Source organism: Prosthecobacter fluviatilis (assembly GCF_055388355.1).
In genome coordinates, this window is the sequence record NZ_AP043782.1 from 2389605 (window position 1) to 2404733 (window position 15129).

13 protein-coding genes are annotated in these 15129 nt (G+C 59.6%); 4 read left to right on the forward strand and 9 right to left on the reverse strand.

Annotation, left to right across the window (positions count from 1 at the left end):
* Positions 1-124: 124 nt before the first annotated feature.
* From xseB to ACZ5WW_RS09240, 3 genes are all read left to right on the forward strand, one after another.
* A complete protein-coding gene (gene xseB / locus ACZ5WW_RS09230) occupies positions 125-472 on the forward strand; it encodes an exodeoxyribonuclease VII small subunit (protein ID WP_377164899.1) in 348 nt (115 codons plus the stop codon).
* A 4-nt stretch (positions 473-476) separates the two neighbouring features.
* Positions 477-2369: a 1-deoxy-D-xylulose-5-phosphate synthase gene (dxs, locus tag ACZ5WW_RS09235; RefSeq protein ID WP_377164897.1), complete on the forward strand. Its 1893-nt coding sequence runs from the start codon at positions 477-479 to the stop codon at positions 2367-2369.
* Between the two features lie 774 nt (positions 2370-3143).
* Complete coding sequence (locus tag ACZ5WW_RS09240; RefSeq protein WP_464694250.1) at positions 3144-3941, forward strand: formylglycine-generating enzyme family protein; 798 nt, start codon at positions 3144-3146, stop codon at positions 3939-3941.
* A 13-nt stretch (positions 3942-3954) separates the two neighbouring features.
* Here the strand turns inward: ACZ5WW_RS09240 and ACZ5WW_RS09245 are convergent, their stop codons facing one another.
* The 5 genes from ACZ5WW_RS09245 to ACZ5WW_RS09265 form a co-directional block, all read right to left on the reverse strand.
* Positions 3955-4557 carry a CAP domain-containing protein gene (locus ACZ5WW_RS09245; RefSeq protein ID WP_377164893.1) on the reverse strand — a complete coding sequence of 201 codons (603 nt, stop codon included), beginning with the start codon at positions 4555-4557 and terminating at the stop codon, positions 3955-3957.
* 58 nt (positions 4558-4615) lie between these two features.
* A complete protein-coding gene (pheA, locus tag ACZ5WW_RS09250; RefSeq protein ID WP_377164891.1) occupies positions 4616-5701 on the reverse strand; it encodes a chorismate mutase in 1086 nt (361 codons plus the stop codon).
* Between the two features lie 21 nt (positions 5702-5722).
* A complete protein-coding gene (scpB, locus tag ACZ5WW_RS09255; RefSeq protein WP_377164889.1) occupies positions 5723-6433 on the reverse strand; it encodes an SMC-Scp complex subunit ScpB in 711 nt (236 codons plus the stop codon).
* 81 nt (positions 6434-6514) lie between these two features.
* Complete coding sequence (locus ACZ5WW_RS09260) at positions 6515-6931, reverse strand: cupin domain-containing protein (protein WP_377164887.1); 417 nt, start codon at positions 6929-6931, stop codon at positions 6515-6517.
* 87 nt (positions 6932-7018) lie between these two features.
* Positions 7019-7279 carry a hypothetical protein gene (locus ACZ5WW_RS09265; RefSeq protein ID WP_377164885.1) on the reverse strand — a complete coding sequence of 87 codons (261 nt, stop codon included), beginning with the start codon at positions 7277-7279 and terminating at the stop codon, positions 7019-7021.
* Between the two features lie 49 nt (positions 7280-7328).
* Between ACZ5WW_RS09265 and ACZ5WW_RS09270 the strand changes: the two genes are divergently transcribed.
* Complete coding sequence (locus tag ACZ5WW_RS09270) at positions 7329-8291, forward strand: phosphoglycerate dehydrogenase (RefSeq protein ID WP_377164883.1); 963 nt, start codon at positions 7329-7331, stop codon at positions 8289-8291.
* Positions 8292-8300: 9 nt separating this feature from the next.
* Here ACZ5WW_RS09270 and ACZ5WW_RS09275 read toward each other — a convergent pair whose 3' ends face one another.
* The 4 genes from ACZ5WW_RS09275 to ACZ5WW_RS09290 form a co-directional block, all read right to left on the reverse strand.
* Complete coding sequence (locus ACZ5WW_RS09275) at positions 8301-12398, reverse strand: protein kinase domain-containing protein (RefSeq protein WP_377164881.1); 4098 nt, start codon at positions 12396-12398, stop codon at positions 8301-8303.
* Positions 12399-12438: 40 nt separating this feature from the next.
* Positions 12439-13155 (reverse strand): RNA polymerase sigma factor, encoded by a 717-nt coding sequence (locus ACZ5WW_RS09280; RefSeq protein ID WP_377164879.1) that lies wholly within the window; start codon positions 13153-13155, stop codon positions 12439-12441.
* 131 nt (positions 13156-13286) lie between these two features.
* Entirely contained in the window at positions 13287-13982 is a 696-nt protein-coding gene (gene radC / locus ACZ5WW_RS09285) for a RadC family protein (RefSeq protein WP_377164877.1), read from the reverse strand.
* Between the two features lie 36 nt (positions 13983-14018).
* The gene (locus tag ACZ5WW_RS09290; protein ID WP_377164875.1) at positions 14019-15029 is read right to left on the reverse strand and encodes a polyprenyl synthetase family protein; all 1011 of its coding nucleotides are present in this window, start codon (positions 15027-15029) and stop codon (positions 14019-14021) included.
* Positions 15030-15129: the final 100 nt, after the last annotated feature.

The following is a 15129-nucleotide window of genomic DNA, read 5'->3' on the forward strand; positions in this document are numbered from 1 at the left end:
AGTTTTCAGCCAGGCGCATCTGGTGGTTAATTGCCTTCCACGCACGGCTTTTCCTGCTTGCGGGCTTCTTTGAAGCCCGGATAATGGGCGCCCTTCCGTGCCGCCCAGGCTGGTGAGACACCCTATGAGCAAACCCGTTCCCAAGTCCGATGAACCCTCCTTCGAAGACGCCATGCAGCGTCTGGACGAGATCGTCGCGGGCATGGAAGACGGACAGCTTTCTCTGGAGGAAATGATTTCAAGTTACGAAGACGGAGTACGTCTCCTCAAGCTGTGTCGTCAGCGCATCGACGGCGCCCGCCGCCGGGTGGAGCTGATCAGTGCCGACTTGGAAGGTGGCAAAGCGTCGCTCACATCATTTGACGATGCCGCCGATAACGACGAGAGCGCCGAAGACACCGAAAAAAGCCGCTCCCCAGCCCGCCGTCGCAAAACCGCCGAGACTGAAGGCGGCGAAATTAGACTTTTTTAGACCTGTGGATACCCAACTGCCTGCCATCAACTCCCCTGCCGATCTCAAAGCCCTGCCGCTGGAGAAACTGCCTGACCTCGCGGAAAAAATCCGCCAGACACTTATCAACACCCTGAGTCAGACCGGGGGCCACCTGGGGCCAAACCTCGGAGTGGTGGAACTGAGCATCGCCCTGCACCGGGTTTTTGACACTCCAAAGGACCGCTTTGTGTTCGATGTGGCGCACCAGGGCTACGTCCACAAAATGCTCACCGGCCGCTGGGACCGCATACACACCATCCGCCAGCACGATGGCCTGAACGGCTTCCTGCTCCGCACCGAAAGCGAGCACGACTGCTATGGCGCAGGCCATGCCGGCACTGCCCTCTCAGCCGCCCTTGGCATGGCCACGGGGCGTGATCTCGCCGGAGGTGACGAGCACGTCGTCTGCGTGGCTGGAGACGCTGCCTTCACCTGCGGCCCTGTGTTTGAAGCGATGAACAATGTCGCCGCACATACCAAGCGGCTCATCGTCGTGCTCAATGACAATGAGTGGTCGATTGACCGCAATGTCGGCGCCATCGCCAAGTACTTCAATTCCATCGCCACCCATCCGGCCTACGCAAACCTGCATCAAAAGGCCGGCAAACTGCTCGAATTCGTGCTGGGCGAGGACGCACGCCGCATCGCCAAAAAGGTCGAAGACCACGCCAAGAACATCCTTCTGCCGCAGAGCCAGACCCCTTCCAACCGCAGCTCACTCTTTGACGAATTCGGCATCCGTTACTACGGCCCGATCGACGGGCACAACATCCCGCTGCTCATCCAGACCTTCGAATTTCTCAAGACCCAGGATGAGCCGGTGATCCTGCACATCATCACGGAGAAAGGGCGCGGCTACACCCCCGCCCTCAATGATCCAGGCAAGTTCCATGGGCTGGGCAAATACACCGTCGAGACCGGCGAGACCCCGACCAGCGACAAACCCACCTACTCCCAAGTCTTTGCCCGCAGTGTCACCGACTTTGCCAAGGCAGATGAAAAAATCGTGGCCATCACGGGCGCCATGCCCGGGGGCACGGGTTTGAGCGTCTTCAAAAAAGAAATTCCAGAGCGCTACTACGATGTCGGCATCGCCGAGGAGCATGCGGCGCTTTTTGCCTGCGGCCTGGCAACACGGGGCCTGAAGCCATTTCTGACCATTTACTCCACCTTCATGCAGCGTGCCTTTGACATGATCGTGCATGACATGGCCATCCAAAACCTGCCCGTGCGTCTCTGCATGGACCGTGGAGGCCTCAGCGGTGATGACGGCCCCACTCACCATGGCCTTTTCGACATCGCCTATCTGCGTGGCATCCCGGGCATCGTCCACATGCAGCCTCGTAATGAAGATGAGTTTGTGGACATGCTGTGGACCATGGCATGCTACGAGAGCGGCCCCATCGCCATCCGCTACCCGCGTGGAAACGGCCCTGGCGTCACGCCCAAAGACAAGCCTGTCAGGCTCGAGATCGGCAAGGCTGAAGTCATTGCCGATGGCAGCGATGTCGCCCTCATCGGCCTCGGCGACATGTTCCCCGTGGCTGAAGCTGCCAAGAAAGAGCTCGAAGCCAAAGGCCTTTCCGTCGCTCTGATCAATCCGCGCTGGATCAAACCTCTGGATATGGACTGCATCGCTTCGTTTGCCCGGAAGGTGAAGGTTGTCTGCACCCTCGAGGACCATGTCCTCCGCAATGGTTTTGGTGCTGGTGTCATCGAACAGCTCAGCGATGCGGGCATTCATACCCCCGTCGTTCGGATCGGGTGGCCTGATCAGTTCATCGAGCACGGCACCCCTTCAGTGCTTCGCAAAAAGCATGGTCTGAGTGTGGAAAACACAGTCGCAAAAGTGCTCAATGCCCTGGGGCAGGCCTGACAGACAAGGACTCGGGTGGGAAAGACTTTCTGAGTCTGTCCCGCTCACCTCATGACGCCTGTAACGGCACTGTCTAAATATTAATTCAACTGCGATCACCCGCAGCTTTCCTTCTGGCAATGCTCCGCTCTTTGCCTGATTCTATTCCTGATCTGAGCTGTACTGAAAAAGTCTCAGAGACGAAGTGACATGAGTTTTGCATGCACTGAAAAAAGCTGTTCAGAAGTTTTCAAAGGCCGCCCTCAAGTCTCCATGCCCTATCGAAACGACGCCGCCGTTTCCGACTACCCACAAAAAGCAATTGATGCCGGAAGGCAGGCTGGCTGGCTGCGGTACCACGAGACACAGCACCAGGACAACCCATCTTCTCCCGAACCTGAACAGGAGACCCATGAAGTCGCCTGGGGAAATGAACGGCCATTCTACAGCCGTCCGTCCCGGCGAAACCGGCGTGCCCAGCCTTTGCCCAAGTGGGTCACTGATGCGGGCTTTCTAGTGGCCGCCTTTGCTGGCTATCTGCTCGGGCTTAGTCATGGCATCCCCACCGCCACGGCTCAACAATCCAGCCCGCAGCAAGCAGTCCCAACCGCCACAGCTCAACAGTCGAGCCCGCAACCAGCAGTGCCTACCGCCACGGCTCAGCAGTCCAGCCCGCAACCAGCAGCTCCCGCCGCCTCAGAAAAACAAACTGACTCACCCAAAGCAGCCACCCTCTCTGCGCCTGTGCCACGAAGCCAAATACAGATGGTGGCACTCAAAGGCGGGACTTTTTCGATGGGGGATTCCTTGGACGGATTGAAGGATGCGAGGCCTCATCAGGTCAGCGTGGCACCGCTTTTGATGGCAAAACATGAGGTCAATCTCGAGCTTTGGGAAACAGTCATGCTGTGGGGTCGGAGCCACGGCTACTCAGATCTTCCAGATGGCAGCGGCAAGGCGCATGACCACCCCGTGCATGGCATCTCATGGACGGATGCTGTGAAGTGGTGCAACGCACTCAGTGAAAAAGAGGGGCTCACGCCTTGTTACTACACCGAAACGACCTGGCGAAACGTCGCCCGCAAAGGCATGGTGGACATCGGCAATCAGCATGTCAACTGGGCAGCCAACGGCTACCGCCTGCCTACGGAGGCCGAGTGGGAGTTCGCCGCCAGAGGCGGCCTCGCAGACAACCGCTTTCCCTGGGGGGACGAAATCAGGCATGAACAGGCCAACTACCATGGCTCACACCTCATCAGCTATGACAAAAGCCGGCATGATGGAACTGCAGCCCACCTGATGAGCAGCCCCCCCTACACCGCTGCTACCGGCAGCTACCAGAGCAATGGATACGGCCTCCATGACATGGCTGGCAACGTAGCCGAGTGGTGCTGGGACTTTTATGATCCGGACTACGGAGACGCAGTGCCTGCGCTGGAGAACCCCCATGGACCTGACAAGGGCAAAAACTGCGTTGTCAGAGGAGGAAGCTGGCGGCACACAGCCGCCGATGCCCGCTGTGCCAGCCGCTTCAGCCTGCCAGGGGAACTGGGCGCGATCTATGTGGGCTTTCGAGTCGTTCGCGGCCTCTGAATCCTGCAGACACTCACGGCACCACCGAAGCAAAGTTCTGTGTGGCATAGAGATGAAATTTCGGACACGTGCAGGCATGCACACCGCAGCCCAGAAAGAGGACTCTGCCGTTGAGGATGTTCGCCCTGTGTCCGGGTGATTTCATCCACAGCTTCACCATCTCATCAGCGAAAGCGAGGTAAGTGAGGCCATTCGTGGTGCGCATGGCAATGTTTTCGGCACGCTCACCGCTTTTCAGCCCCCAGGCCTCCATGCGCTGCCATGCCGTGCGTCTGGCAGGATTGTGCGGGTTCTCATGAGAGAAAAAATTCTCCAACGCCATGTCCCTGGAATGCTCATAGGCACATGCCGCCAGCGCCCGCGCGGTTTGAAACAGCGGCAGCTTGTGCTTCTCACGCTCAGCATTGGTGGCAAAGAAGATCGCTGCGCTCAGCAGCCCGCCATCCATGCTTTCGCGCTGCATCACCCGCAGCACAGGAGGGTACTGGCGGAACGTTTCCGGAGTAAACCGCGCATAGTCGGCCATCGTCCATGGCTGGACATCAGCCACCGGTTTTGCCTTATCATCTGCCCACAGAGGCAGCGCGACAGCAAGCAGGAGCGAAATCAGCCTCATCAGGAGAAAGAAGGCAGGCTCCGGATGATGGCAACTGATTGCACTCTGCGCCTGAAAATCACCGCTCCTCCACCCAACCCGGAGCGGGATAGCTGCCGAGCACCTTCACCTGAACGGCGATGCCTTCGACTTCGAGGGCGCTGATGGCCTGCCGAAGCGTGGCATCGGTATGATGGCCGCTGATTTCGAGGAAAAAACGTGCCTGGGTGCCACAGGAAGTCGGGCGATTCTCGATCTGGCGGACGTTGACATTCCGCGAGGCAAACACCTGCAGCACCTCCATGAGGGCGCCCACGCGGTCCTTGGCATGGATCATGAGCATGGTGTTGTCATTGCCAGAGGGCGGGCCCGAGCGGCGACCGAGGATGATGAACCGCGTCTGGGTGGCGTATTCACGCGGGGAAGTGGCAATGACACGGAGATCGTGCAGTTCCGCGCTCAGGGGAGTGCCCAGCGCCGCCACAGCAGGATTTTGCGCAGCCAGGGTGGCCGCCGCGCTGGAGCTGGGGGACTCGATGAGCTGTGCACCCGGGAAACTTTGCATGAGCCAGGGCCTGCAATGCGCGAGCATCTGCGCCCGGCCATGAATCTCGCTGATATTGCTGTTCGGCCCCTGTGCCATGACGGCGGCATCGGCCTTCCACAAAATTTCGGCGTAGATCTGCAATGCGCTGTCGGCCAGGTGGTCGAGCGTGTGATGCACAGCTCCCTCAGTCGAGTGCTCGATGGGAAGCACGCCGTAGTCGGCGATCTGCGCAGCCACCCGGCCAAACACGCCTTCGGTGCTGGCTTCAGCAAGGTATTCGACACAATGGCCAAACTTGTTCACCGCCGCTTGGTGCGTCCAGGAGCCCGTGGGCCCAAGATAGGCTATTTTGAGGCTGTCCTCCAAGGCGAGCGCAGCGCTCATGATCTCGCGGTAGATCGCACGAATCGCACGCTCGGTGAGACGTCCATTCTGTGCACGATTGATCTCCGCCAGCTTGCGCAGCAGCTTGTCTTCGCGGCCAGGCACGTAGATGTCGAGGTCATCCTTGCGTTTGATCTCACCGACAGCATGCACCAGCTCGGCACGCTCGTTCAACAGACGCAGCAGCTGCTGATCGATGCTGTCGATCTTGTTGCGAACTTCTTCAAGGGACATGGGCCGCGTCAAAAGAGGGGGTTAGGAATCATCTGCCGCAGCAGATGTGACGGGGGCCAGGGAAAGCTGGTGCTCCTGCGGCTGCTCGGCGGCAGGCGCCCCTTCCTCTGCGGTGGGCAGTTTCACCCGTCGCAGCTCGGAGGCGTTGGGCATGTCGTCCAGACTGCGCACACCAAAGTGATCCAGGAAGGCCTCCGTGGTGCCGTAGAGAAGCGGGCGGCCAGGAAGATCGGCGCGGCCTTCGATTTTCATCAGCCCACGGTCAATCAACTGCTGCACCATCGCGTCCACCGAAACGCCACGCACCGCCTCGATGCCAGCCTTGGTAATGGGCTGGCGGTAGGCCACGATGGCGAGCGTCTCCAACGCGGGCTGGCTTAGCCGCTGCACCTTCTTGCCAGGATAAAGCGCACGGCACCACTCGGCATATTCACCACGGGCGGCAATTCGCCAGCCATTCGCACGCTCGACGAGGGTGAAAGCGTGCTTCTCCGCCTCGTAACGGGCGATGAGTTCATCCAAAATACCACGCACCTGCTCCTCGGTGGTCTGTGCCAGCGGGGCGACCCACTCCGGGATCTGAATCTGGCTTTCCTCACCGGCGCCGGCAGACTCGCTGGCGGCGTCCAGAATATCCTTGGCCGTGTCTTTGACGGCGGCACACATCTGCGGCACCCCCAGGGGCTCCTGGGAGGCAAAAAGAAGGGCTTCGACAATCGAGATCAGTTCCATGGCGCGGACACGCAATCTCAAGCGAGCCAGCGGGGAGAGTCAAGCTGTGGAACAGCACTTCGCACCCCGGCGCCCCCTCACCTAGGGAGCGCGCAGGGACTTCCACGGCTCCTCTTCGCTATGATCGACAAGGCCGGGCTCGTCCGCCTTGGCGGGAGAGAGGATCGCCAGAAAGACGAGCATTTCCTCACCCACGTTCCAGGTGCCGTGGACTTCCCCCATCGGTATGAAGGCCGTGTCTCCGGGGCCGAGGATCTTTTTCTGCGTACCGACCCACTGCTCGGCCTTGCCGGAAATGACGTAAATCAGCTCCTCACGGGTCGGGTGGGAGTGAAAGGGATGACTGCGCCCCGGCTCCATGTTGGCCCGCACCATCATGAGGTGCTCGTTGTTCACGATGTCGCCGCGGCAGATCCACTCTTCGAGCGTCCAAGGAGAAAGATAGTCGATTTTTTCGGCAGCAGTAACGAAACGGCGGTTGGCGATGGCGTCTGACATGATGGGCGGATGCTAGCGTGGTGAAATCCCCCCGGCAAGCCGGGCGATGCACCTGTGGCTATCCGTTTTGCCACGTCCTCCACGCTCTCAGTAGGTGAACAATTCCTTCACCGTCCAGGGCTTTTCCAGCTCCATGCCCTTCTGCCGCATGAGCACAGTCAGCGCATCGGCCATGCGCTGCTTCATGTGCCTGGTCAGGCGGCGGCCTTTGCGGGCGCGCTGCACGGCTTTGTGGGTCATGGGCTCCGTGCTGGCGGCCACAAGATCGTGATTCCCCAGCTCATGCCCGGTCATGATCCCGTCCAAAGGCTGCACGCCCATGTTGCGCTCGATTTCGTCTTGTCCCATGATCACCTTCTCATTCCGCAAACCGTCATCTGCAATCTGAATTCCAGCCATGCGCATCCTTCTCACCACCACCAGCTATCAGGACACCCCCGGCGAACACCACGCGCTGCTCGCCGCCCAAGGCTACGACGTACACCGTGAGCGCGGCCCCCTGCCGGAGAGCCGCATGCTGGAACTCGCTGGTGAATTTGACGCCTTCCTCTGCGGCGACGATGAAATCACCCGCGCCGTTTTGGACAAAGCCCTGCCTCGCCTGCGGGTGATCTCCAAGTACGGGATCGGTTTGGACAAGATCGATGTGGCGGCCTGCACGGAGAAAAAGCTGCCCGTGCTCTTCACTCCAGGCGTGAATCACACCACCGTGGCCGAGCACACCTTCTGCCTGCTGCTCGCCCTCGTACGCAATCTCGTCGACTCCGCCAACTCCGTGCGCAACGGCCAGTGGAAGCGCGTCACCGGCCACGAAATCTGGAACAAAACCATCGGCATCGTAGGCCTGGGCCGCATCGGCCAGGAAGTGGCCAAGCGGGCCACCGCCTTTGGCATGAACATTCACGCCATGGACCTGCCTCAATACTGGCCCAAGGCCTTTGCGGACGTTCACGGCATCACCCAGCACGAAGAAATTGAGACGATGCTCCCACACATCGACGTGCTAAGCCTGCACGCGAACCTGAGCGAAAGCACCCGCAACCTCATCAATGCCGAGCGTCTGAAGCTTGCGAAGCCAGAGCTGCTGGTGGTGAACACCTCCCGTGCCGAGCTCGTCCACATGCCCGACATGATCGCTGCGCTGGACGCAGGCAAGGTCGGCGGCTATGCCACCGATGTGCTCGACATCGAGCCCCCGCCTGCTGACCACCCGCTGCTCAAGCACCCCAAGGCCCTCATCACGCCCCATATCGGCTCACGCACTTACGAGAGCGTCCCCCGGCAGGCTATGCGCGCCACCCTGAACCTCGTGAATTATCTCAAGGGAGAGAAGGACGTGATTCAGGCAAACAAGTGGTAATGCCCCGATTCAGCGCCACATGTTGCGCGTGATCGGCATGGAACTGCGCACAGGCTGATGCGCCTGATAGAGTTTCAAGCGCTCGCTTGAAACTCCGGCCTCGTTGCTGCCGGGCGGCAGTTTTTTGAAAAACTCCCGCTCCAGACCGATGGCTGCTGCGTAGTCCCCCTGCTCAGCACTGGCCGCCGCCTGGGCGGCAGACACGTATGGCTGGTTTGCCGATAACATGCCAGCTGCCAGGCTCGCGTACTGAGCGGCCTTCTGCCCATCACGGATCGAGCTGTCCGGACAGGTGGCCAGCAGCCAGGCGAGATCCAGAAACGTGAGACTGTAGCCCGGCGTCTTCTGCACACCTTTCTCGTAGTCTGCGAGCGCGGCCCGAAAATCACCTTTGGCGTGGTAGGCGCGGCCGCGCAGGTCAAAGTTCACACCTTCTGGAGACTGTTTGATCGCAGCATCCAGGTCGGCGATGGCTCGATCATAGTCGCCCATCTGATAATAGGCCACGCTCCGGGCTCTGCGTATGTTGTCATTGCCAGGATTGAGCCGCAAAGCCTCGCCATAGTCAGCCAGCGCCTTCGTATGCTGCAAAAGGGCGGCATGGGCATTGGCCCTGTTATGCCAAAGCCGCCATTCATCGGGATGATGCCGGATCGCATCATCGTAAATGCGAAGCACTCCTTCGAAATCTCCCTGATCCCATAACACGCGGGCTTTTTGCAAAGCTTCATCCACCGTTTGTGGAGAGCCTGCAGGCTCGGTCTTCTGCACCAGCTTGTATTCAAAGAACAGGCTCGTGGGGCTGCCTTCCGCCTGCTGCACGGAGGTGATGGTCATCAAACCGACCGCGCCACGAGAAGTGCGAAACACACACGAAACAGGCCACTGCCCCTGGGCGAGCCTGAGGACATCATCGTTGCCAGTCAGTCCGCCGGCCGAAGCCGCTGCATTGGCGGCAGACATGAAAAGCGGTTGGTTTCCCGTAAGCCACTTTCCAAAAGCACACCCATGCGGATGAATCAAAACATCACCAGCCTCCTGACTCAGACTGAAGTCCGCCCCACCCGCTGCATCGACCTTTGGCCATTCGTCCGTGATTTCCCCAGGGCTTTGCGCAGAAGCAGCGCGGATGGTGAAGGTCTTCCCGCCGGCAAATTGGAAATGCGGCACGATGCCATTCCCGGCGCAGGCAAGCACGTGCTGTTTGGCGGAGCCAAAGATCCATTCGCTCTCAGTCTGCGCCGACGGAGGATTCTTTTTTTCATTGGCAGGCTGTTGGGTCGTGGATGGCTCAGTGGCTGACGTGCCGTTAAGAACTTGCTGCAGCCTGGCAGCGAGATCATCAGCCTCTTCATGGGTCAGGTGTCCGCTGATTTCGAGGCGTCCGCCACGGATCTCTGAATGGACAACCGGCGCCGCAAAGAGCAGGCCATCTATCAGAATCGCGAGCTTTTTGCCTTTGGCTTCGTGCGTCACCTGTGCGATTCGCTGCTTGCCGCTTTGATTGAATTGCAAGGCAATCTGCGGCCCTACCGGCCTGTGAATGGCTTCGACTGACTGCAAGGCAGACTGGTCCAGCTGAGAGGTTTTCTCGACATTGAGCACTTCCCCCTGCCCGGCGATTTTCATCGGCTCCGTATCTGCAGAAGGAGAATCCAGAACCCGGCAAATCTGGAACGTGGACTTGGCAGCGACCTCTGGAGGCACAAAGAGCAAGGGCGGCACATGCACTCCATTGCTGATGAAGTTTCGCCTCTCACGGTTGCGCATGATGAATCCGGCCAAGGATGACAGCGGCTGCCCGAAGGAGATGGTATGTACATATTGGCTCTGAAAATCCACCACAGTGCTTCCCTGGCTGCGCAAATCCGAACCGTCATGCAGTCGGCCAATCACCTCCCATTGGTCGTGCGGAAATTGGTCCTCATCCTCCGTAACCACGGTCACGAAGGCCTGGTGGTTTGCGTCTTCGCCTGAGTTGGTCAGGAACTGACCTCCCCCGCTGTTGTTTGTCTTGCCCGCCTGAATGAGAGCACTGCTTTGCCAGGAGCCGGCTGTGAGCTCAAGACGCACCTTTAAGGGGCCGGTGACGGCTGCATAAGGAACCCGGCAGCCGGTGGCCAGCCAGCCAACTGCCCGAGGGCCTTTGGGTGCATGGGCGGCAGACACACGTTGTGTCTGCTTAACTTCAACTCCTTCTTGGGTGAAAAGGCTTATCCTGCTTTCGCTGCGTTGGTCAATGGCCGGATGTGAGTAGAAAAACATCAGCCAGCCCGCGGTATCGCTGATTTTGGAAACAGTGCCATTTCCCAGCAAGCCCGTTCTCCACCATTCCCAGTCACTCACGGGAATGTCTCCCGGGGCAGCCACGGCCTCACCGCTCGGTGCACGCAACTGCCAGCCGTTGCTCTCTCTGGGCATCCAGGCGACGTAGCACAGCTTGGGGTCTCCTTTGAAGATGACATCGCCAAGCTCTTTGGCGTCTTGTTTTTTGACAGCTGCCGCGACTGGCTCACTGGACTGAAGAGGCGCGGGGGAGAGGGCAGGCTTGCTGGCGCGAGAGGCAAGCGCACTTTGATTCGCCGTCAGTTTTGCGTAGGCCAGCACTCCCCAGGGAGCCGTGGAATGAATGATCAGCAGCACAAAACAGCCAGCCGCCACATGGGCAGCCGTCTTTGTGCCCACCCCAAGCATTCGCCGTTGGGTCCACGCATAGAGACCAAAAACCAGGCCCACCTGCAGCACCAGCACCACCTGTGAGAAGGCCCCCTGCACCGCCAGCACTGTCACCAGAGAAGACGGGCTCAGTATTTTCTGGGCGAAGACCAGCCACAAGGTTCCGGGAATGCGAAGCACCGCGAGCAGTCCAAAGGTGGACACTGCAGCAAACACAGCCCTCGCCACAGGACCAAGCGAGCCATGGGCTGGCTCGCGGAAAAGACGCCACACAGAAAGGATGGCAGCAATGATCGGCAGCAGCACACCTGCAATCATCAGTCCGTTTTCAGCACCCCAACCCCATTGCTGCGCCGCATGCACGCCCAGTCCCATCATGAGACCTCCTGCACAAAGCAGCATGATGACGGCTGCTGGCAGCACCCATGCCCTGGCAATCTGGGACCCGCCCGCAGCAACCGTCTGGCTGGAAGTTGCCTGCACATTCTCGACGCAGGTGCGGAACTCCGCTGCGGTGGCAAAGCGTAATTCGGGAGATTTTTCCAGGGCACGAAGCACGATCTCGTCGATGCGGATGTCCACCTGCACACGTCTCGACGGCGCTTCGAGTTTGCCGGTGGGGCGCTCCCCAGTGAGCATCTCATAAAGAACGACGCCGAGAGAGTAGATGTCTGCGCGATGGTCGGCGGAGCCGCTTGCCTGTTCCGGAGCGGCATAGTCTGGGGTGCCGAGGGGCATGCTAGGGGCTTCGTGCTTGCCGTTGGTCGAATCACGAACCTCCCCGCCAAAAGAAGCAGCGTCACTGCCATCGATGATTTTCGCGATGCCAAAATCGGCGATCTTCACGGTGCCAGCCTTGTCAATGAGCAGGTTCTCAGGCTTGATGTCACGGTGAACGATGCCGTGATCATGCGCGCACTGCAGCGCCTCACAGACTGGAGGCACAATGCTGAGGGCCTCACTGGGGGTTAGTCGTTTTGTCTGCAGGAGCTGCCGCAGGTTCACTCCATCGATGAACTCCATCAGCAGGAAGTAAAAGCCTCCTGCGCGCCCAAAGTCATGCACGGTGACGATGTGCGGGTGACTGAGCCTTGCCAGAGCCTGCGCCTCACGCTGAAACCGCTCGGAGAAGCCGGGCAGGTCCGCAAGTTCGGCCGGCAGAATCTTCAGCGCCACAAAACGGTCGAGCTGCGGCTGGCGGGCTTTAAACACCGCCCCCATGCCACCACTGCCAATGAGCGCGGTGATTTCCAAGTTTGGGAAGGCGGCACGCACGGCGTCCAGGCTCGGCGGGGCATAGGCCATCCAAACTCCATCGGCAGTCGGAGCCAGGGCGCTGGCATAAACACAGCGCGGGCACAGTCCATTCATGGAATCCTCCGGTATGTGAGAGCCGCAATGCGGACAGATGCTCGATGAGATCGTGGTCATGCATGTTCCTTGAAGACTGCCGGTGCATCGTTACATCAAATCAACCATGCACGGAGCAAAGATAGCGCAGTTCATCCTCGACATCCGCCTCATCATGCAGCGTCTGAGCGATTTCCTGCCGCAGGAGTTCACGGAATCGTTTGCGCAGCCGATGAGCCGCCACCTTGACACTCCCTTCACTCATACCGAGCTTTTTGGCCGTCTCGGCATGGCATGCCGCACCATCCCCCATCAACCACGTTTGCAGTGCTTCGAACTGGGCTGATCTGCCACAGCTGTGCTCTGCCGCCAGAGCAGCCACCGCACGATTCATCAAAGCGACAGCCCACTCCCGGTCAAAAATTTCCGACCTCGGAAAAGCCGAGGGATCACCGATCATAAGATGCGGCGAACTTTCCCCGCCAGCATCCAGTGGTTCATGAGTCATGCAGCCGCCGCGCTTTCCCCTGCAAGCGTGATTCTGCAGCCCGATGACAAAGTATTTCACCGCACCGAGCAGATAGCTGCGAAACCTCCCCCGCTCAGGATCAGGGCCGGCAAATCCGCGCTGCAGCAAATGCGCGAAAAACGAATGCGTGTGGTCACGCGCCATGTCCGGGTCAAATCCTGTGCGGCGCAGGAAAACGAAGACTGGCTGGTAATAGGCCGCACACAAGTCGCTCAGCGCCGCCCTGCCCTCGGGCGAAGCGGCATTCGCGCGCAGCACCAAGGTCCAGCGAGTTGGCATGAAACTGCCGGCAGGTTGAGAGTCTTGCATGGGGGGCTAAGTGAGTACCTTGGAGATGCGGGACATGAAGTTACAACTCTGAATCAGAAACAGCTCCTGTTCACATGCCATGAAAAGCGAACCGCCTTTACCCAGCTGCTACAGATCCTGACCAGCGCCGGTCAGAGCAGGCCATGCTCCCTGAAACTGAAATAGGGCAGCGGGCGTGAATCCCCGGGGGCGCCGATGATCACATGATCCTGCAGGTGAAGGCCTGTCGCCTCAGAAGCTTCACGCAGGCGGCGCGTAAGGCGGCGGTCCGCCTCACTCGGCGTGGGGTCTCCGGATGGATGATTGTGGATAAGGATGAAGACGTGAGCGTTGTGGATCAGCACCTTGCGCAACAGGTCCCGCGGATGGGCGATGCATTCGTTCAGACTGCCCCGGAAAACTTCCTCGCTGCGCATGAGGACGAATTTCGTATTGAGCAGGATGATGCGGACAGATTCATGGCCCAAGGCCTGCATCTCAGCGCCGATGTAGTCGTAGATGCGCTGCGGCCGGTCGAGGATGACCTCGGCATGTGAGGGCTCCTGCGCAGAGCGGCGCCCCAGCTCAAATGCAGCGGCCAGCAGGGCGGTTTTCGCAGGCCCCAAGGCTTTGATCTTTCTCAATATGGCAGGTTCGAGACGGGAGAGCTCCCGTAGGGACTTGTAATCTCGAAGAATGCGCTGTCCGATCTGCAGGGCGTTTTCCCCCTTCGTTCCGGTGTTGATGAAAAGAGCGAGCAGCTCCGCGTCTGAAAGCGCCTGCGGCCCCAGGCGGAGCAGGCGCTCACGCGGCCGATCATTTTCCGGAATGTCGTGGATGCGGCTCATGAATCGGTGCTCACTTCACACGACTGCAGACAAATCTCAGTGGATCGCCCGGCACTGATCCAGCAAACTGTGCAGATAACCAACGATGTCTTCGAGCGCCTGCTTGTGCGGTGAGGCCTCAAGGCAGACGAGGTCAGCACGCGCTTCGAGGAGCATGTTCTGCGCGAATTTGACCGCTCTCTCGACGGCGCCTTCGTAGTCGGCTATGCCCGCGAGGATGGTCGTGTCCATGGGCTCGCCCTTGAGGAGCATGCGATTGAGCTTTTGCTTTTGCGCGTCTGTAGCGCCTTCGAGCAGATAGAGAACCGGCAGGGTCAGCTTGCCACGCGCAAGATCAGTGCGGAGTGTTTTGCCGACGGTCTTTTCGTCACCCACAATGTCAAGGCAGTCATCATAGATCTGGTAGGCGGTGCCAAGCTTGAGACCGTAGTCTTTCAGCGCTGCCTGGACGGAGTCGGGCTGCTGGTTCAGGCGGGCGCCAAGCTCGCTGGCGGCGGCGAAGAGCGCAGCGGTCTTCATCTCGATCATCTTGAGATAATCGGCGATGGACAGATTAAAGTCGAAGCGGCGCTGGGTCTGAAGGATTTCTCCGGTGCAGACATCCCGGGAGGCACGGGCGATGGTGCGGCAGACGTGGGTGTCGTCAAACTCCGTGGCGAGCTCCAATGCGTAGGCAAAGAGGCTGTCTCCGAGCAGGACGCTGAGGCTGCTGCCCCATTTGGCGACGGCCGTTGGCTGGGCGCGGCGGATGTCCGCACCGTCCATGATGTCATCATGCACCAGTGAGGCGATGTGGACGAGTTCGAGAATGACGGAGAGGCGTGTATGCCCTGCATGCGTGCCACCGGTGGCACCGCCCGCGAGAACTGCCAGAGCGGGCCGGATGCGCTTGCCTGATGTTTTGCAGACGTAGCTCACGTAGCCTTCAACCCCGGGATCAAACGCACGTGCCTGCTCGAGAATGGCTGTTTCCACATGCTCCAAATCCGCCCGCACGAGATGGAATGGGAAAACAGGATTGCTGGCGCTGAGGGCTGGGGCTGACATGGAATGATCTGCCCTACCCAATCCACCACGGCAGGGGATTCGTCAAATGCCGCGCAAGTGGCTCGCACATGTGAATTTTCAAAAGAAATGAAAGCTGCGA